At 70.6% G+C, this 17,977-nt stretch carries 16 protein-coding genes and 3 tRNA genes; 8 read left to right on the top strand and 11 right to left on the bottom strand.

Features of this window, described 5'->3' with window-relative positions; translation table 11 throughout:
- The first annotated feature begins 119 nt into the window (after positions 1–119).
- Together ACZ4VI_RS16695 and ACZ4VI_RS16690 are read left to right on the top strand one after the other, a co-directional pair.
- A complete protein-coding gene (locus ACZ4VI_RS16695; protein ID WP_467999926.1) occupies positions 120–1,211 on the top strand; it encodes a Leu/Phe/Val dehydrogenase in 1,092 nt (363 codons plus the stop codon).
- A gap of 345 nt (positions 1,212–1,556) precedes the next feature.
- Positions 1,557–1,814, top strand: a complete 258-nt coding sequence (locus tag ACZ4VI_RS16690; RefSeq protein WP_352189724.1) for a DUF3073 domain-containing protein — start codon at positions 1,557–1,559, stop codon at positions 1,812–1,814.
- 127 nt (positions 1,815–1,941) lie between these two features.
- Here ACZ4VI_RS16690 and purM read toward each other — a convergent pair whose 3' ends face one another.
- From purM to ACZ4VI_RS16670, 4 genes are all read right to left on the bottom strand, one after another.
- Positions 1,942–3,036 carry a phosphoribosylformylglycinamidine cyclo-ligase gene (gene purM / locus ACZ4VI_RS16685; RefSeq protein WP_467999925.1) on the bottom strand — a complete coding sequence of 365 codons (1,095 nt, stop codon included), beginning with the start codon at positions 3,034–3,036 and terminating at the stop codon, positions 1,942–1,944.
- Between the two features lie 42 nt (positions 3,037–3,078).
- Positions 3,079–4,605 carry an amidophosphoribosyltransferase gene (purF, locus tag ACZ4VI_RS16680; RefSeq protein ID WP_467999924.1) on the bottom strand — a complete coding sequence of 509 codons (1,527 nt, stop codon included), beginning with the start codon at positions 4,603–4,605 and terminating at the stop codon, positions 3,079–3,081.
- Between the two features lie 218 nt (positions 4,606–4,823).
- Positions 4,824–5,651, bottom strand: coding sequence for an META domain-containing protein (locus tag ACZ4VI_RS16675; protein WP_467999923.1), 828 nt, complete (start codon positions 5,649–5,651; stop codon positions 4,824–4,826).
- Between the two features lie 108 nt (positions 5,652–5,759).
- Complete coding sequence (locus ACZ4VI_RS16670; RefSeq protein ID WP_467999922.1) at positions 5,760–6,548, bottom strand: maleylpyruvate isomerase family mycothiol-dependent enzyme; 789 nt, start codon at positions 6,546–6,548, stop codon at positions 5,760–5,762.
- A gap of 74 nt (positions 6,549–6,622) precedes the next feature.
- Here ACZ4VI_RS16670 and ACZ4VI_RS16665 point away from each other — a divergent pair, with 74 nt between their 5' ends.
- Positions 6,623–7,027 carry a nuclear transport factor 2 family protein gene (locus ACZ4VI_RS16665; RefSeq protein WP_467999921.1) on the top strand — a complete coding sequence of 135 codons (405 nt, stop codon included), beginning with the start codon at positions 6,623–6,625 and terminating at the stop codon, positions 7,025–7,027.
- A gap of 87 nt (positions 7,028–7,114) precedes the next feature.
- Here ACZ4VI_RS16665 and purL read toward each other — a convergent pair whose 3' ends face one another.
- The 3 genes from purL to purS are packed head-to-tail and all read right to left on the bottom strand — an operon-like array spanning position 7,115 to position 10,310.
- Complete coding sequence (purL, locus tag ACZ4VI_RS16660) at positions 7,115–9,364, bottom strand: phosphoribosylformylglycinamidine synthase subunit PurL (RefSeq protein ID WP_467999920.1); 2,250 nt, start codon at positions 9,362–9,364, stop codon at positions 7,115–7,117.
- Positions 9,364–10,044, bottom strand: coding sequence for a phosphoribosylformylglycinamidine synthase subunit PurQ (purQ, locus tag ACZ4VI_RS16655; RefSeq protein ID WP_467999919.1), 681 nt, complete (start codon positions 10,042–10,044; stop codon positions 9,364–9,366). Before purQ ends, purL begins: the two co-directional genes overlap by 1 nt.
- The gene (gene purS, locus ACZ4VI_RS16650; RefSeq protein ID WP_260230829.1) at positions 10,041–10,310 is read right to left on the bottom strand and encodes a phosphoribosylformylglycinamidine synthase subunit PurS; all 270 of its coding nucleotides are present in this window, start codon (positions 10,308–10,310) and stop codon (positions 10,041–10,043) included. The genes purQ and purS overlap by 4 nt, the downstream gene beginning before the upstream one ends.
- A gap of 332 nt (positions 10,311–10,642) precedes the next feature.
- Here purS and ACZ4VI_RS16645 point away from each other — a divergent pair, with 332 nt between their 5' ends.
- The 5 genes from ACZ4VI_RS16645 to ACZ4VI_RS16625 all read left to right on the top strand — a co-directional run bounded on the left by ACZ4VI_RS16645 (position 10,643) and on the right by ACZ4VI_RS16625 (position 11,918).
- Positions 10,643–10,987 carry a histone-like nucleoid-structuring protein Lsr2 gene (locus tag ACZ4VI_RS16645; RefSeq protein ID WP_467999918.1) on the top strand — a complete coding sequence of 115 codons (345 nt, stop codon included), beginning with the start codon at positions 10,643–10,645 and terminating at the stop codon, positions 10,985–10,987.
- A gap of 112 nt (positions 10,988–11,099) precedes the next feature.
- Positions 11,100–11,171, top strand: a tRNA-Gly gene (locus ACZ4VI_RS16640).
- Between the two features lie 80 nt (positions 11,172–11,251).
- Positions 11,252–11,324 (top strand) — tRNA-Gly (locus ACZ4VI_RS16635).
- A 76-nt stretch (positions 11,325–11,400) separates the two neighbouring features.
- On the top strand, positions 11,401–11,820 hold the full coding sequence (locus ACZ4VI_RS16630) for a LuxR C-terminal-related transcriptional regulator (protein WP_467999917.1): 420 nt from the start codon (positions 11,401–11,403) through the stop codon (positions 11,818–11,820).
- A gap of 22 nt (positions 11,821–11,842) precedes the next feature.
- Positions 11,843–11,918: transfer RNA gene (locus ACZ4VI_RS16625), tRNA-Gly, on the top strand.
- Positions 11,919–11,966: 48 nt separating this feature from the next.
- Here ACZ4VI_RS16625 and ACZ4VI_RS16620 read toward each other — a convergent pair.
- The 4 genes from ACZ4VI_RS16620 to purD form a co-directional block, all read right to left on the bottom strand.
- On the bottom strand, positions 11,967–12,878 hold the full coding sequence (locus tag ACZ4VI_RS16620; protein ID WP_467999916.1) for a phosphoribosylaminoimidazolesuccinocarboxamide synthase: 912 nt from the start codon (positions 12,876–12,878) through the stop codon (positions 11,967–11,969).
- Between the two features lie 123 nt (positions 12,879–13,001).
- Positions 13,002–14,462, bottom strand: a complete 1,461-nt coding sequence (locus ACZ4VI_RS16615; RefSeq protein ID WP_467999915.1) for a N,N-dimethylformamidase beta subunit family domain-containing protein — start codon at positions 14,460–14,462, stop codon at positions 13,002–13,004.
- Positions 14,463–14,632: 170 nt separating this feature from the next.
- Positions 14,633–16,474, bottom strand: coding sequence for a M48 family metalloprotease (locus tag ACZ4VI_RS16610; RefSeq protein WP_467999914.1), 1,842 nt, complete (start codon positions 16,472–16,474; stop codon positions 14,633–14,635).
- Positions 16,475–16,691: 217 nt separating this feature from the next.
- Positions 16,692–17,942, bottom strand: coding sequence for a phosphoribosylamine--glycine ligase (purD, locus tag ACZ4VI_RS16605; protein WP_467999913.1), 1,251 nt, complete (start codon positions 17,940–17,942; stop codon positions 16,692–16,694).
- Between the last annotated feature and the right edge of the window lie 35 nt (positions 17,943–17,977).

The raw sequence follows: 17,977 nt of genomic DNA, 5'->3' as shown, positions 1-17,977 counted from the left end.
CCTCAGCACTGAGGCGGATCTACGCCCGCGTAGGACTTACTCTCTTGCCGAACCGGTCCCGCCACCACCCGCAGGCAGGCCCGGAACCAACCGCCGCTTCGTACTTGGGAGTCACCACCGTGACCGATGTGACCGGCGTTCCTGCTGACGTACTGCACACTCTGTTCCACTCGGAGCAGGGTGGCCACGAGCAAGTCGTGCTCTGCCAGGACCGCGCCTCCGGCCTCAAGGCCGTCATCGCCCTCCACTCCACCGCCCTGGGCCCCGCCCTCGGCGGCACCCGGTTCTACCCGTACGCCTCCGAGGCCGAGGCCGTCGCCGACGCGCTGAACCTCTCCCGGGGCATGTCGTACAAGAACGCCATGGCCGGCCTGGACCACGGCGGCGGCAAGGCCGTGATCATCGGGGACCCCGAGAAGATCAAGACGGAGGAGCTGCTGCTCGCCTACGGGCGCATGGTCGCCTCCCTCGGCGGCCGCTACGTGACGGCGTGCGACGTCGGCACCTACGTCGCCGACATGGACGTCGTGGCCCGCACCAACCAGTGGACCACCGGCCGCTCCCCCGAGAACGGCGGCGCCGGCGACTCCTCGGTCCTCACCGCCTTCGGCGTCTTCCAGGGCATGCGCGCCTCCGCGCAGACCCTCTGGGGCGACCCCACGCTGCGCGACCGCAAGGTCGGCGTCGCGGGCGTCGGCAAGGTCGGCCACTACCTCGTCGAGCACCTGCTCGAGGACGGCGCCCAGGTGTACATCACCGATGTGCGCGAGGAGTCCGTACGCCGGATCACCGATAAGTTCCCGCAGGTCACGGTCGTCGCGGACACCGACGCCCTGATCCGCGTCGAGGGCCTGGACATCTACGCCCCGTGCGCGCTCGGCGGCGCCCTGAACGACGCGACCGTGCCGGTCCTCACCGCGAAGATCGTCTGCGGCGCGGCCAACAACCAGCTCGCGCACCCCGGTGTCGAGAAGGACCTCGCGGACCGCGGGATCCTCTACGCGCCCGACTACGTCGTCAACGCCGGCGGCGTCATCCAGGTCGCCGACGAGCTGCACGGCTTCGACTTCGACCGGTGCAAGGCGAAGGCCACGAAGATCTTCGACACCACCCTCGAAATCTTCGCGCGTGCGAAGGCGGACGGCATTCCGCCGGCCGCGGCCGCCGACCGGATCGCCGAGCAGCGGATGGCGGACGCCCGCCGCGGCTGAGCCGTGGCCGAATCTTGAGGTCCGGTCCTGGGCCGGCCCAGGGCCGGACCGGCTGGGGCGCTCCCAGGGGTGAACTTTGTAGGTTCACCCCAATCGAGAGATGACTCACCCCGGTCGGCGGGTCGGCCCTCAAGAAGAGGTTAAAATCGCGATTGACCAGCGAGGACAGGGCACCTCGATGGTTCTGTACCGGGTCATGTGATGCGTGCGGCGTACCGTATGGCCACGGAAGCAGGTACCGTTGAAGCCCTACGGACCGGTCTCTCCACCGAGAGCCCGTTCCGAATCATGAACGCGTGTCAAGACTCTGGGGCCGCCGAGCCCCGTCACCGAGGGGGTCGAGCCATGGGGCGCGGCCGGGCAAAGGCCAAGCAGACCAAGGTCGCCCGCCAGCTGAAGTACAGCAGCGGCGGGACTGACCTGTCGCGTCTGGCCAACGAGCTGGGCGCTTCGACTTCGAGCCAGCCGCCGAATGGCGAGCCGTTCGAGGACGACGACGAGGAAGACGACCCGTACGCGCAGTACGCGGATCTCTACAACACGGACGACGAGGACGAGGACGACGAGTCCGGTCCCGACGCGTCGTCCCAGCGTCGCGCTTGACCTCTTGAAGAGCGCTGCTCAATAGCGAACCCGGTCCGGGGCTACCCGGACCGGGTTTCTGTGCGTTCCCACGTGCTGAGGGGTGGGCGGGCATCGCCCACCCACCCCTCGAAGCACCCTCGAAGCATCAGACCGCGTAGTCGCCGACCAGCTCCGCGCCGGTGGTGCGGTCGCCGCGCTCGGTGATCTCGCCCGCGACCCAGGCCTCGACGCCCCGGTCCTCCAGGGTCGCCAGGGCGACCTCGACGGACTCGGCCGGGACGACGGCCATCATGCCGACACCCATGTTCAGGGTCTTCTCCAGCTCGAGCCGCTCGACCTGCCCGGCCTTGCCGACCAGGTCGAAGATCGCGCCCGGGGCCCAGGTCGAACGGTCGACCGTGGCGTGCAGCCCGTCCGGGATCACCCGCGCCAGGTTGGCGGCCAGGCCACCACCGGTGATGTGGCTGAAGGCGTGGATCTCGGCGGTCCTGGTGAGCGCCAGGCAGTCCAGCGAGTAGATCTTCGTAGGCTCCAGGAGCTCCTCGCCCAGGGTCCGGCCGAGCTCCTCGACGTGCTGGTCGAGGGTCATGCCGGCGCGGTCGAAGACCACGTGCCGGACGAGCGAGTACCCGTTGGAGTGAAGCCCGGAGGACTCCATCGCGATGACGGCGTCACCCGTACGGATGCGATCGGGGCCGAGGAGCCGGTCGGCCTCCACCACGCCCGTACCGGCGCCGGCGACATCGAAGTCGTCCGGGCCGAGGAGACCGGGGTGCTCGGCGGTCTCGCCGCCGACCAGGGCGGTACCGGCCAGGACGCAGCCCTCGGCGATGCCCTTGACGATCGCGGCGACCCGCTCGGGGTGGACCTTGCCGACACAGATGTAGTCGGTCATGAAGAGCGGCTCGGCGCCGCAGACGACGATGTCGTCCATGACCATCGCGACCAGGTCGTGGCCGATCGTGTCGTACACGCCCATCTGCCGGGCGATGTCGACCTTCGTGCCGACACCGTCGGTGGCGGAGGCGAGCAGCGGACGCTCGTAGCGCTTGAGGGCGGAGGCGTCGAAGAGGCCGGCGAAGCCGCCCAGGCCACCGAGGACCTCGGGGCGCTGCGTCTTCTTCACCCACTGCTTCATGAGCTCGACGGCGCGGTCACCCGCCTCGATGTCGACGCCCGCGGACGCGTAGCTGGCACCAGTGCCCGCGTGCGGAGCACGCTCAAAGGACTCAGTAGACATGCTGAAGAACTTTCGTGTCGTACTGCGTGTGTGCAGCGGGTCTTACGGGCGGCGCAGCGCGTCGGCGGCCGCGGTGGCGGCCGGACCGGCGGCCAGCTCGGTCTCCAGGAGCTGCTTGCCGAGCAGCTCGGGGTCCGGGAGCTCCATCGGGTACTCGCCGTCGAAGCACGCACGGCAGAGGTTCGGCTTCTGGATGGTGGTCGCCTCGATCATCCCGTCGAGGGAGATGTACGAGAGCGAGTCCGCGCCGAGCGACTTGCCGATCTCGTCGACCGTCATGCCGTTGGCGATCAGCTCCGCGCGGGTCGCGAAGTCGATGCCGAAGAAGCACGGCCACTTCACGGGCGGGGAGGAGATCCGGATGTGGACCTCGGCGGCGCCGGCCTCGCGGAGCATCCGGACGAGGGCGCGCTGGGTGTTGCCGCGGACGATCGAGTCGTCGACGACCACGAGCTTCTTCCCCTTGATGACTTCCTTCAGGGGGTTCAGCTTCAGCCGGATGCCCAGCTGGCGGATGGTCTGGGACGGCTGGATGAAGGTGCGGCCGACGTAGGCGTTCTTCACCAGGCCGGCGCCGAAGGGGATGCCGGAGGCCTCGGCGTAGCCGATCGCGGCCGGAGTGCCGGACTCCGGCGTCGCTATGACCAGGTCCGCCTCGACCGGGGCCTCCTTGGCGAGGCGGCGGCCCATCTCCACGCGGGAGAGGTAGACGTTGCGGCCGGCGATGTCCGTGTCCGGGCGGGCCAGGTACACGTACTCGAAGACACAGCCCTTGGGCTTCGCTTCCGCGAATCGCGAGGTGCGGATGCCGTTCTCGTCGATCGCGATCATCTCGCCGGGCTCGACCTCGCGGACGTAGCTGGCGCCGCAGATGTCGAGGGCGGCGGACTCCGAGGCGACGACCCAGCCGCGCTCGAGACGGCCGAGGACCAGTGGGCGGATGCCCTGCGGGTCACGGGCCGCGTAGAGGGTGTGCTCGTCCATGAAGACGAGGGAGAACGCGCCCTTCACCTGCGGGAGGACCTTCGCGGCGCCGTCCTCGATCGTGAGCGGCTTGCCGTCCTCGTCGACCTGGGCGGCGAGGAGCGCCGTGAGCAGGTCGGTGTCGTTGGTGGCCGCCACACGGGTGGAGCGGCCCTCCTGCTTCGGCAGGTCGGCGACCATCTCGGCGAGCTGGGCCGTGTTCACCAGGTTGCCGTTGTGGCCGAGCGCGATGGAGCCGTGGGCGGTCGCCCGGAACGTCGGCTGCGCGTTCTCCCACGTCGAGGCACCGGTGGTCGAGTAGCGGGCGTGACCGACCGCGATATGACCCTGGAGGGAACCGAGAGAGGTCTCGTCGAAGACCTGGGACACGAGGCCCATGTCCTTGAAGACGAGGATCTGGGAGCCGTTGCTGACCGCGATACCCGCGGATTCCTGGCCCCGATGCTGGAGGGCGTAAAGCCCGAAGTAAGTGAGCTTGGCGACCTCTTCACCCGGAGCCCAGACACCGAAGACGCCACACGCGTCCTGGGGGCCTTTCTCGCCGGGGAGCAGATCATGATTGAGTCGACCGTCACCACGTGGCACGTCTCCGAGTGTAGGGGAGGTCGACCACTGGTCCGAATTGGGGAAATCCAGAGGGCATCCGAGTGGTGTGATCACACGAACTGATCCACTGACGTGCGTAGATGCCCTTCTCCCTAGGCGGGAACAGGGTCCCGGGCGACCGGGCGGTGGCAAGCGCACGCTCGTACGGCATGGGCGGGCGCCGCTCGGTGTGACGCACTTCGCACCGCCACCCGTCCCTAGCCCTTGGCGGCCGGTGCGGTGGCGGTCGCGGCGAAGCCCTCGCCGTCGGCGCCCGTGAGGGTGAGGGCGCGGTCGCTCAGCTCGTACGACAGAGGGCCGTCGAGGAGCTCGTACAGCTTCGTCTCCAGGTCCATCTGCGGCTCGGAGCAGATCATCCTGGTGGTCACGACCGGTCCCGTGACGGTGAGGGTCTCGGCGGTGACCTTCGCGGTGGCCGTGAACCGGTTGCAGCCCAGGTTGCCGCGGACCCGGCCGTCCTTGTCGATGACGAAGTGCGCCTTGCCCTCGCTGCCCTTCGGCAGGGAGGCGGCCGTGTCGCCGGAGAGCAGGGAGTCGACGGTCCAGGTGGTGCCGTGCAGCGGCGCGGGCGGAATGTTCGACAGGGTGAGGGTCGCCCTGCCGTCGGGGGCGGTGAGAGTCAGCCGGTCGTTCGCCACCTTCGCCTTGAGGGTGCCGGAGAAGACCTTGTGGAAGGTGTCCTCAAAGGCCTGGACGTCGCCCTCGCACGCCATCTCGGTCGTCTCGGCCATCGTCACGGTGACGCTGTCGCCCTTGACGTCGACGGTGGCGCCGAAGTGGTTGCAGCCGCTGTTGCCCTTGACCTTGCCGCCGCTGTCGATGTCGACGTGCGTGCCGGCGGGGGCGCGGGTTGTCTTCCCGGCGACGGTGACGCTCTCGACGGACCAGTCCGCACCGACGACGGGCACGTCCGGGGCGACCGTGCCCGCACCGGGGTCCGATCCGGCCTTCTCGGTGCCGCAGGCGGCGAGGGCCAGGAGCGAGGCCAGAGCGGCGGCAGCTGTGGTGATGCGCGGCTTCTGCATGCCGGTGGGACGGGCGGGCGCGCCGGACGGTTCCTTACGGCTCCGGGCCGGACGGTTCCGTACGACTCCGGGCAGTCAGCGGGCAGTCAGCGGGCAGTCAGCGGGCAGTCAGCCCATGATCGGCAGCAGCGCGGCGAGGTCCGCCCGCTCGCCGCTCGCGCTGATCCGCGCCGCGTCCAGCTCCTCGGCCCAGCGCGCGCGGCCGGTCGCCAGCCGGATCCAGGTCAGCGGGTCCGTCTCGACGACGTTGGGCGGGGTGCCCCGGGTGTGCCGGGGACCCTCCACGCACTGGACCACGGCGAACGGCGGGATCCGCACCTCGACCGCGCCTCCCGGGGCCTTCACCGCCAGCGCGTCCGCGAGCACACGCGTACATGCGGCCAGGGCCTGGCGGTCGTACGGGATGTCCAGACCGGTCGCCGCGTTCAGGTCGTCGGTGTGGACGACGAGTTCGACGGTACGGGTGACCAGGAAGTCGGCGAGGCGCATCGCCCCGAAGCTGATCGGCAGGAGCCGGTCGTCGGAAGTGCCCGCGACGCTCTTCTCGTACGCCTCCAGGGTCCGCTCATAATGCCCGGCCAGGTCGGACGCCTCGATCCCCCGGGTCTGCTCGTCGATACGCGCCGCCGCGGACGCGGTCACGAAGGGCCAGTCGAGCAGGACGAGTTCCTGCTTCGCGGGCTCCTGCGCAGCCAGGCAGCGCGGCACGGAGTCGAGCATCGAGGCGATGTGCGCCGCCAGCTCCCGTACGGTCCACTCCCCCAGCCGCGTCGGCCCGTCGAGCTGCTCGGGAGTGAGCGTGGCCACCGCCTCCCGTACGTTCCCGAACTGGGCGAGCACGGCGGCGCGGATCTTGACGGAGTCGTAACTGCGGGTGCGCTTCTTGGCCGGTGGCATGGGGGCGAGGGTAGTCGGAGACTGGAAGAGACGACCAGCACCGATCGGCCGCGCACGAGAAGGGCGGAACGACCATGGGTATGCACCCTGACAGCGCCGTGGTGCGCCAGTGCTACGAGGCGTTCGGCAAGGGAGACATGGTGACCCTCGCCGACATGATGACGGCCGACTGTACGTACCACTCACCGGGCGAGAGCCAGGCGTCCGGGCACTTCAAGGGCCGGGAGAACGTTCTGGCCCACTTCCGCCAGGTGCTCGACCTGTCCGGCGGCTCCCTGCGCGTGGAGCCGGCGGGCATCTACCCGGACGGCCGCGGACACGTCATCTCCACGCACAAGTGGTACGCCGAGCGCGGGGACCGTGGCATCGAGATGCGAGGCGGGCTCTTCTTCACGATCGTCGGAGGCAAGATCACCGACGTCGACGAGTGCGTCGAGGACATCGACGAGGGGGACGCCTTCTGGGGCAAGGCGGAGTGAAGCGGAGTGAACATCACGTAGACGCGAACAGCTAGACGCGAACAGCCCCCGCCCGAAGGCGGGGGCTGCCGTACAGCGGTACGTACGTCAGGCCAGCAGGCCCGGGATCGTCGCCTCGTGGGCCGCGCGCAGCTCCTCCAGGGAGATGCTGAACTGGCCCTGCACGTCGACCTCTTCGCCGTCCACGACACCGATCCGGGTCGCGGGAAGACCGCGTGCACCGCACATGTCGGTGAAGCGGAGCTCCTCGCTGCGCGGGACGGCGACGACCGCACGGCCGGCCGACTCGCTGAAGAGGTACGTGAACGCGTCCAGGCCCTCTGGCACGATCAGGCGCGCGCCCGTGCCGCCGCGCAGGCAGGACTCGACGACCGCCTGGACCAGACCGCCGTCGGACAGGTCGTGCGCCGCGTCGATCATGCCGTCGCGGGAGGCGGAGATCAGGATCTCGCCGAGCAGCTTCTCCCGGTCGAGGTCCACGGCCGGCGGCAGACCGCCGAGGTGCTGGTGGATCACCTCGGACCAGGCCGAGCCGCCGAACTCCTCACGCGTATCGCCGAGCAGGTAGAGGAGCTGGCCCTCTTCCGCGAAGGCGATCGGCGTACGGCGGTTGACGTCGTCGATCACACCGAGCACGGCCACGACCGGCGTCGGGTGGATGGCGACCTCGCCGGTCTGGTTGTACAGCGAGACGTTGCCGCCGGTCACCGGGGTGCCGAGCTGGAGGCAGCCGTCCGCGAGACCACGGGTGGCCTCGGCGAACTGCCACATCACGGCCGGGTCCTCGGGCGAACCGAAGTTCAGGCAGTCCGAGATGGCGAGCGGCTTGGCGCCGGAGGCGGCGACGTTGCGGTACGCCTCCGCGAGCGCGAGCTGCGCACCGGTGTACGGGTCGAGCTTCGCGTACCGGCCGTTGCCGTCGGTCGCCATGGCCACGCCGAGGTTGGTCTCCTCGTCGATACGGACCATGCCCGCGTCCTCGGGCTGGGCGAGGACGGTGTTGCCCTGCACGAACCGGTCGTACTGGTCCGTGATCCAGGACTTCGACGCCTGGTTCGGGGAGGAGACCAGCTTCAGGACCTGGTCCTTCAGCTCCTCACCGGTCTGCGGCCGGGGCAGCTTGTTCGCGTCGTCGGCCTGGAGCGCGTCCTGCCACTCCGGGCGCGCGTACGGCCGGTGGTAGGTCGGACCCTCGTGGGCCACGGACCGCGGCGGCACGTCCACGATCTGCTCGCCGTGCCAGAAGATCTCCAGGCGCTCGCCCTCGGTCACCTCACCGATGACGGTGGCGATGACGTCCCACTTCTCGCAGATCTCCAGGAAGCGGTCGACGTGCGCGGGCTCCACGATCGCGCACATGCGCTCCTGCGACTCGCTCATGAGGATCTCCTCAGGCGAGAGCGTCGCATCGCGCAGGTGGACCCGGTCGAGCTCGACGCGCATGCCGCCGGAGCCGGCGGAGGCCAGCTCGGACGTGGCGCAGGAGAGGCCGGCGCCACCCAGGTCCTGGATACCCGCGACCAGCTTCTCCTTGAAGATCTCCAGGGTGCACTCGATGAGGAGCTTCTCCTGGAAGGGGTCGCCGACCTGGACCGCGGGGCGCTTGGTGGGCTTCGTGTCGTCGAAGGTCTCGGACGCGAGGACGGACACACCGCCGATGCCGTCGCCGCCGGTCCGGGCGCCGTAGAGGATCACCTTGTTGCCGGGGCCGGAGGCCTTGGCCAGGTGGATGTCCTCGTGCTTCATCACGCCGATGCAGCCGGCGTTGACGAGCGGGTTGCCCTGGTAGCACTCGTCGAAGACGACCTCGCCGCCGATGTTCGGCAGGCCCAGGCAGTTGCCGTAGCCGCCGATGCCCGCGACGACTCCGGGGAGGACACGCTTGGTGTCGGGGTGGTCGGCCGCGCCGAAGCGCAGCGGGTCCACGACCGCGACCGGGCGGGCGCCCATGGCGAGGATGTCGCGGACGATGCCGCCGACGCCGGTGGCCGCGCCCTGGTAGGGCTCGATGTACGACGGGTGGTTGTGCGACTCGACCTTGAAGGTGACCGCGTAACCCTGGCCGACGTCCACGACGCCCGCGTTCTCGCCGATGCCGACGAGCATGGCGTCGTTCTGCGGGACCTTCTCGCCGAACTGCTTCAGGTGGACCTTGCTGCTCTTGTACGAGCAGTGCTCGGACCACATGACGGAGTACATGGCGAGCTCGGCACCGGTGGGACGGCGGCCGAGGATCTCGCGGATGCGCGCGTACTCGTCCTCCTTGAGGCCGAGCTCCTTCCAGGGCTGCTCGCTGTCCGGCGTCTCGGTCGCGTGCTTGACCGTGTCCAGAGTCATCAGGCGTTGACCAGCTTCTTGAGGATCGAGGTGAAGAAACCGAGGCCGTCGGTACGGCCCGTACCGATCAGCGGCTCGACGGCGTGCTCGGGGTGCGGCATCAGGCCGACCACGTTGCCCGCGGCGTTGGTGATGCCCGCGATGTCACGGAGCGAGCCGTTGGGGTTCAGGCCCAGGTAGCGGAAGGCGACCCGCCCCTCGGCCTCCAGCTCGTCGAGCACGCGCTCGTCGGCGACGTACCGGCCGTCCATGTTCTTGAGCGGGACCTGGATCTCCTGGCCCTGCTCGTAGTCGGCGGTCCAGGCGGTGTCCGCGTTCTCCACCCGCAGCTTCTGGTCGCGGCAGATGAAGTGCAGGTGGTTGTTGCGGAGCATCGCTCCCGGCAGCAGATGGGCCTCGGTGAGGATCTGGAAGCCGTTGCAGATACCGAGGACGGGCATGCCCGCCTTCGCCTGCTCGATGATCGTCTCCATGACCGGCGAGAAGCGGGAGATGGCTCCGGCCCGCAGGTAGTCGCCGTAGGAGAAGCCGCCGGCCAGGACCACGGCGTCGACCTGCTTGAGGTCCTTGTCGCGGTGCCAGAGCGAGACGGGCTCGGCGCCCGCCACGCGGACTGCGCGGAGCGCGTCCTGGTCGTCGAGCGTTCCGGGGAACGTGACGACGCCGATGCGTGCGGTCACGACGAGGCCCCGGCGGTCTCCGTGGACTCGACCTTGACGGTGAAGTCCTCGATCACGGTGTTGGCGAGGAAGGTTTCGGCCATCTCATGGATGCGGGCGAGGGCGGCCTCGTCGACCGGTCCTTCCACCTCCAGCTCGAAGCGCTTTCCCTGGCGGACGTCGGCGATTCCTTCGAATCCGAGGCGGGGCAGTGCACGCTGCACCGCCTGCCCCTGAGGGTCGAGGATCTCCGGCTTGAGCATGACGTCGACTACGACGCGTGCCACTGGCACTCCCGGTGGTGTGTTGCGTGGGCGGTTCCCTCAGCGTACCTGCCTCCAAATTCTACGCGGGTAGAGGACTGGAGGACCCTACAAAGCCTCCCGAAGATCTCCGAAGATCCCCACGGAAAATTCAACTGAAATATTGCGCGGCCCATTGCGGTGGGACACGCTGATGCAATTGGCTTGGCTTCACAATGTGACGCGAACCGCTGTACAAAGGAATACAGAGGAAAGCAGCATTGCCCCGGACCAGCCGCACAGTCGGTGTCGCCGCACGTCAGAGGTGTTCCGTACACCGACAGGACACGGCGGACCGCAGGAAAGGACCGATATCCGTGGCTCAGCGAGTAGTGGTCACTCTCTTCGACGACATCGATGGCGGAGAAGCGGCGGAAACGGTTGCGTTCGGCCTGGACGGGAAGATGTACGAGATCGACCTGAATCCCGCCAATGCAGAGAAACTGCGCAAGGCGCTCGCGCCCTACCTCGAGGCCGGCCGGAAGCTGACGGGCAAGGCCGCCTCCGCCAAGGCGGGCGGCTCCGTGGCTTCGTACAAGCACACCGCCCTGGCACCCGACCCGGCGGCGGTCCGCGCCTGGGCCCAGTCCAACAAGATGGACGTGCCGGCCCGCGGTCGCATCCCGAAGCGGGTCTACGAGGCGTTCCGCGAGGCCAGTTGAGCCACCGGCCTGACTGCGCGTCGGCAACGGAGTTGCATTGCACCCCTGCTGATCGGCTAGAGTCTGGATCACGCCGAGGGGCGAGGCCGCAGGGCCGGACCTCACGCAGCGTGCGGGTGTAGTTCAGTAGCAGAACACCCCCCTTCCAGGGGGAAGGCGCAGTGTGCAATTCCTGTCACCCGCTCTGCATCGCATTACCGGCCACTCCGGTGGATCAGGTACAGTGGTGCTCGCACCGCCCAGTGAGAGCTGAGCGGCAGCAATGCGGACGTGGCTCAGTTGGTAGAGCATCACCTTGCCAAGGTGAGGGTCGCGAGTTCGAATCTCGTCGTCCGCTCGTTGATCGAAGGCCCGGTTCTCAGGAACCGGGCCTTCGTCGTGTCTGCTGGTGTTCCGGGGGCCTGACCCACGGTGTGAGGGTCGCCACATCCCTGCGGGACGCGCTGACCGGCTGCCGCAGCGTGATCGTGACCGGTCACGGCCGCCCCGGGCACCTCGAGCGGGCGCTCGCGGCGGGGGTGCGGGGCTTCGTCCCGAAGACCGTCAGCGCCCAGCGGCCGGCCGAGCTCATCCGTACCGTGCATGCCGGACACCGTTATGTGGACCCGGAGTTGGCGGCCGACGCGATCGCCGCCGGGGACTCCCCGTTGACCGCGCGGGAGGCCGAGGTGCTCGAACTCGCGGCCGACGGCGCCCCGGTCGCGGAGATCGCCGAGGGGGCCTCGCTCTCCCCGGGGACGGTCCGGAACCACCTTTCCTCCGCCGCCGCGACGCTCGGCGCCGAGAACCGTCACACGGCGGTGTGTCTCGCGCGGGAGAAAGGTTGGGTATAGTTGGCTCCGCGCTACGGCGCATGCGGACGTGGCTCAGTTGGTAGAGCATCACCTTGCCAAGGTGAGGGTCGCGAGTTCGAATCTCGTCGTCCGCTCCACAGAGAGAAACCCCCGGTCGATCCGACCGGGGGTTTCTTCGTGTCGTTCTACTGCCAGGTGTGGCCGGTCAGCAGCTCGTACGCCTCGATGTACTTGGCGCGCGTCGCGTCCACGATCTCCTGCGGGAGCGCGGGCGGCGGCTGCTCGCTCCTGCGGTCCCAGCCGGAGGCCGGGGAGGTCAGCCAGTCGCGGACGAACTGCTTGTCGTACGAGGGCTGGGCGCGGCCCGGCTGCCACTGGTCGGCCGGCCAGAAGCGGGACGAGTCCGGGGTGAGGACCTCGTCGGCGAGGATCAGCGTCTCGCCGCCCTCGGCGGACTCGAAGCCGAACTCGAACTTGGTGTCGGCGAGGATGATGCCCCGGTCGCGGGCGATGTCCCGGGCCCGGCCGTAGACGGCGAGGGTCGTCTGGCGCAGCAGGGCGGCGGTCTCGGCACCGACCTGGCGGGCGACCTCCTCGTACGGCACGTTCTCGTCGTGGTCGCCGACCGCGGCCTTGGTGGCCGGGGTGAAGATCGGCGCGGGCAGCTCGGAGCCGTCGGACAGGCCCTCGGGGAGCGCGAGGCCGCAGACCGTACGGGACTCGTTGTACTCGACCAGGCCGGAGCCTGTCAGATAGCCGCGGGCCACGCACTCGACCGGCACCATGGTCAGCGACTTGCAGATGAGGGTGCGGCCCTCCCAGTCGGCGGGGGCGCCGGCCGGGATCTCGGTGGACAGGACGTGGTTGGGGACCAGGTCGGCGAGCCGGTCGAACCACCACAGGGAGAGCTTGGTGAGCACCCGGCCCTTGTCGGGGATCTCGGTCGGCAGCACCCAGTCGTACGCGGACATGCGGTCACTGGCCACCATCACGAGGTCGCCCGCCTCGTTCTGGTAGAGGTCACGCACCTTGCCCGTGTGGAGGTGGGTCAGGCCCGGGACCTGGACAGGCTCGGGCTTTTCTACGAATCCGGACACGGTTCCTCCGCGTAGGTTGATCCAGGAACAGTTCGATTCTCTCGCACCGCGCGGGGCACTCGGCGAGCGGCCCCTCGAACGCCCTGGTCCCATCGCTCTTCCTGGTCCGGTCGCTCGTCCTGGTCAGTCCCTCTTACAGATGCGGTCGAGGAGATTCGCGGTGGCGCGCTGGATCCGCTGGTCGACATGGCCCGGCCGGTCCAGGGCGGGCGACCAGGCGAAGGTGCCGGAGGCGAAGACCCACGCTCCGGACGGGGCCCGGTAGAGGCTCGTCTCCTGGTGGCGGAGCGCCCCCTCGCTGTCCCGGTAGGGCGAGTGGGCGAGCAGGATGCGGCCCTGGTGCTCGGGGAGCGCGGTGCGCGGGAAGTAGCGGTCCGCCTCGCCCGCGACCAGGCCGGGGATCTCGTCCCCGTCCCCGGCGCCGGTGGCCTCCCAGAGCCAGTGGTCCGCGTTCCGTACGACCAGGGGGTGCGGCTCCGGCACCCGTCCCGCGTACTGGATGCCGAGCAGCTGCTGCTCCGGGCGGTCGACCTCGCGCCAGAGCGCGGGACGGCCGGGGCCGCGGCGCTTGCGGCAGGTGAGGAGCCGGTCGGGGACGCCGGACGGGGAGGGGCCCAGCTCCACCTGCCAGTACATGGTGTTGGCGGAGAGGAAGACGAGGGAGGTGCCCTGGTCGCGGGCGAGTTCGACGGTCCGGCGCATGGGGACGGACCAGTACTCGTCGTGGCCGGGGAAGACCAGGCCGCGGTAGCGGGCGGGGTCGACGCGGCCGGCGTGCAGATCGCGGGTTTCGGCGTAGGCGAGGTCGTAGCCGTACCGCTCGGCCCAGCGGATGAAGTCGTAGGCGTGGCCGACGTGGAGGGGGAGGCCCGCGCCCGCGTAGGGGCGGTCGAAGGAGACGGTGGTCGCCGCGTCCACCTCGCCGAGGAGCCGGCCCTGCTCGTCCCACGCGTGGTAGAGGCTGGCGCCCGTCCGGCCGTCCTCGGGGTAGAGGTTGTACGCCTGCCAGGTGATGTCCGGGAGGACGAGGAGGAGGTCGGCGGGGTGGTTGTCGCGGACGGTGAAGGGGATGTGGGAGCGGTAGCCGTCGGCGGTGGTGAGCACGGCGACGTACGCGCCGATCGACCAGTGGGACGGGATCTGCAGGCGCCAGGACTGCCACCAGTGGTGACAGGAGACGGTGCGGTCGGCGGTGAGCGGGGCGGGCTGGACGATGCCGGAGAGCCGGGGGCTGGTGGTGATCTTGGTGGCGCCCTCGCCGGCGTAGTGACCGATCCGGTAGATGTCGACCGAGAACTGCTGGGGCGGGTCCACGGTGATGTGGAAATCGATCGCCTCGCCGGGGGCGACGGCCCCGTTGGACGCGAACCCCTTGATCTGGCTCCGTACGTCGTCGGCGGTGCGCGGGCCGCCGCTGCCGCCGCGGGCCAGTGTCTCGTCGGCGTACCAAGGGACGACCTGGCCCGTGTCGTCGAAGTAGTTCTCCGATCCGCGCAGCCAGGGCAGGGGGCCCTGGCCGAAGGGGTCCGTGACGGCGTGGGCGAACGCGCCCGATTCCCACCGCCTGATCTGCTCCGCCCCCATACCGCGCCCCTCCCTCGACTCCCCCGCGTGCCGTCTGCCGTCGTACGCACATGCGCTGTCATGTGCTGCTGTCAGTGCCGGTCTCCAGCACATCACATAACGCACGCACTCCGTCACCGTTCGTCGCGAATTGACGTGAACGGACGGTGGGCTTCCGGGGGCCGGGAGAGCTACACGAGGCGGACGGGCTTCTCGGGGCGGACGCCGGTCTCGGTGAGCCAGGTACTCAGGGGCCCGGGGTCGCCGTCCTCGACGAGAGCGAGGACGCGGGCGGTCAGATCGGTGTTCCGCACGCCGCCGACGAGGAGCGCGGGGCCGTCGAGCCAGTCGAGGCCGGGGGCGGCGCCTGCGGTGTCGACGGCGGCGCAGCAGACCATCGCCGTCACGTGGTCGGCGAGCAGATCACGCCCGGTCCGCGGCGGCTGCAGCGGGAAGAGCGGCAGCGTGTCGCCGCCGCCGAGGGCGGCGCTGTGCGGCGCGGGGGTGGGCGCTGCGGGCGCTGCGGCCTCCTCGCGCGCGACGCGGGCGGTGAGGGCGGCGGCGAGCGTGTCGGCGGTGGGGTTGGGGCGGGGGAGGTCGGACGGGTCCGGGGCGGACGGGACCAGGGCGGACGGGTCCGGGGTGTCGGGGGCGGGGGGCTTGTCCGTGGGCTCTGGGGTGGGCGCCGCCTCCGTGGCCTCCGGGGTGGGCGCCGCGACCGTGGCGGTCGGGGCCGACAGGTGGGTCATGACGCGGGTCAGCGTCGGGCCGTCGGCCGTCACGCCCCCGGTACCCGACCGGGCGCCGGAGCCGGCCGGGAGGACGCCCAGTTCGTCGAGGACCTGGTGGAGGCGGGCCGCGTCGCTGCGCCACTTGCGGTCCACGACCTCCTCCGGGTACTGGCTCCAGTCCACCGGGGACCAGTCCGGGCCGGCCTCCGCCGGGCCGCCGTGGAAGAGCCGGGCGGCCAGCAGCGAGGCGGCCTCGTCGACCGCGCCGGGCTCTTCGAGCAGGTCGCAGGCCGGGCGCTCGCCGAGCCGGGAGGCGAAGCCCTCGGCGAGGCGGTCGCGGCGGGAGAGCTCGGTGAGGGCCGAGACCACGCCCACGTCGAGGCTCGACGGCCAGCGGCCCATCCGCCAGGCGGGCAGCGCGACGCGGGTGAGCAGCCGGTCCCAGCCCGCGTAGGCGAGGCCGACCTGCTCCTGGGCGACGATCCGGATTCCGTAGTCCACAGCCTGTGCACGCTCGGAGCCCGCCACGGCGACGCCCCGCTCCATCTCGGCGGCGTGTCCGCGGCTGAGCCGCAGCAGCACGCGGGCGACCCGCGCGACCACGTGCGCGCCGAGCCTGCTCACCGGGTCGAGCCCGGGGCGGCGGGGAGCGGCGACGGCGGCGTCCAGGCCCTGCACGAAGCGGCGGGCCGCCGCTATGTCGGGGTGCGCGGCCGGAGCCGTACCGGCGACGACGGGGGCGAGGACCGCGCGCAGCTCGCCGACGCGCATCCACCACAGGAAGGGCGAGCCTATGACCAGGACCGGAGCGTCGGTGGAGCGCCGGAGTCCCGCCGTACGACCGGAGCCGTGCGAGCCGTACGAGCCGTGCGCCGGATGCGTACGGTCCTCGAGCCAGCTGTCGCAGTCCGGCGTCAGGGCTATCGCCGAGGGCGCGGGGACTCCGAGCCGGTCGGCCAGGTCCCGCACCATGCGGTACAGATCGGGGGCGGCCGTCTCGGAGAGCTCGACGGTGGGGGTGACGGCGGGCCGGGAGCGCGCGATCACCAGGGCGACGGCCCCGGCGGCGAGCAGGACGACGAGCGCGAGCACGGTGGTGACCCAGCGGGCGGTGTCCCAGCCGGGCCCGGTCATGTGACCGGTGACCCCTCCCGCGTACAGGATCACGGCCGCGGCGGCGGGGAGCAGCGCGACGCCCAGCGCCCTGCCGCGGACGCGGAGGACGCCGACGGCCCGGGTGCGCGCGGCGCGCGCACCCATCTCCTCGCCGGCAACGGAACCGGTACCGGACACGCGGTACATCACCCCCTCCTGCCCTGGTCGGGACTGCCCGTGGCGGTGTTGCTCACTCCCCCACTGTGGCACCCGCCACTGACATCGCAATGCCGGTGGGCCAAGTGCCGGAACGCCTCCGCCGCACCCTAGTTGGGGCGTGGGCGGGCGTCATCCGGATGGCCCAGCCGTCACTCGATGGAATGGCTTTGGGTAAAGGTGATGACGGTTCGGGGCGGTTAGAGGTTCACTCCCCCGCGGCCTTGCGCGCGATGTCCGTACGGTGCTGCGAGCCGTCCAGACGGATGCGGCCGACCGCCTTGTACGCCCGCTCGCGGGCCTGCGCCAGGTCCTTTCCGGTCGCGGTGACCGACAGGACACGCCCGCCGGCGCTCACGATCGCGTCGCCCTCCCGCTTGGTCCCGGCGTGCAGGACGTACGCGTGCGGGGCATCGTGCGCCGCGACCTCGTCCAGGCCCTCGATCGGGTCACCCGTGCGCGGGGTCCCCGGGTAGTTGTGCGAGGCGACGACCACGGTCACGGCGGCGTCCTCGTGCCAGTTCAGCGGCGGCTCGGTGTCGAGGGTGCCGTTGGCGGCGTTCAGCAGGACGCTCGCCAACGGGGTGCGGAGCCGGGCCAGGACGACCTGGGTCTCCGGGTCGCCGAAGCGGGCGTTGAACTCGATGACCCGTACGCCACGGCTGGTGATCGCCAGACCCGCGTACAGCAGGCCCTGGAACGGGGTGCCGCGGCGGCGCAGCTCGTCGACCGTCGGCTGGAGGACGGTGTCCATGACCTCGTCGACCAGCTTGGGGTCGGCCCAGGGCAGCGGGGAGTAGGCGCCCATGCCACCGGTGTTCGGGCCCTCGTCGCCGTCGAGCGCGCGCTTGAAGTCCTGCGCGGGCTGGAGGGGGAGGACGGTCACGCCGTCGGTGATCGCGAAGAGGGAGACCTCGGGGCCGTCCAGGTACTCCTCGATGACCACGCGGTCGCAGGCGAGGGCGTGGGCCTTCGCCTCCTCCAGGTCGGAGGTGACGACGACGCCCTTGCCGGCCGCGAGACCGTCGTCCTTGACGACGTACGGAGCGCCGAAGGCGTCGAGCGCCTCGTCGATCTCCTCCGGGGTGGTGCAGACGTAGCTGCGGGCGGTCGGGACGCCGGCCCCGGCCATGACGTCCTTGGCGAACGCCTTGGAGCCCTCCAGCTGCGCCGCCTGCTCGGACGGGCCGAAGCAGGGGATGCCGACCGCGCGGACGGCGTCGGCGACGCCCGCGACGAGCGGGGCCTCCGGGCCGACGACGACCAGATCGGCCTCCAGGCCGGTGGCCAGGCGGGCGACGGCGTCGCCGTCCAGCTGGTCGACGGGGTGCAGCTCGGCGACCTCCGCGATTCCGGCGTTGCCGGGCGCGCAGTGCAGAGCGGTGACGTCGGGATCGAGGGAGAGAGAGCGGCACAGGGCGTGTTCGCGGGCGCCGCCGCCGATGACGAGGACCTTCACGCCAGCCAGGGTAGCCCGCGACCGGCCGTGATCTT

It is taken from the genome of Streptomyces sp. NPDC029169, from assembly GCF_055563935.1.
This window is presented reverse-complemented; position numbering and strand designations above follow the sequence as displayed.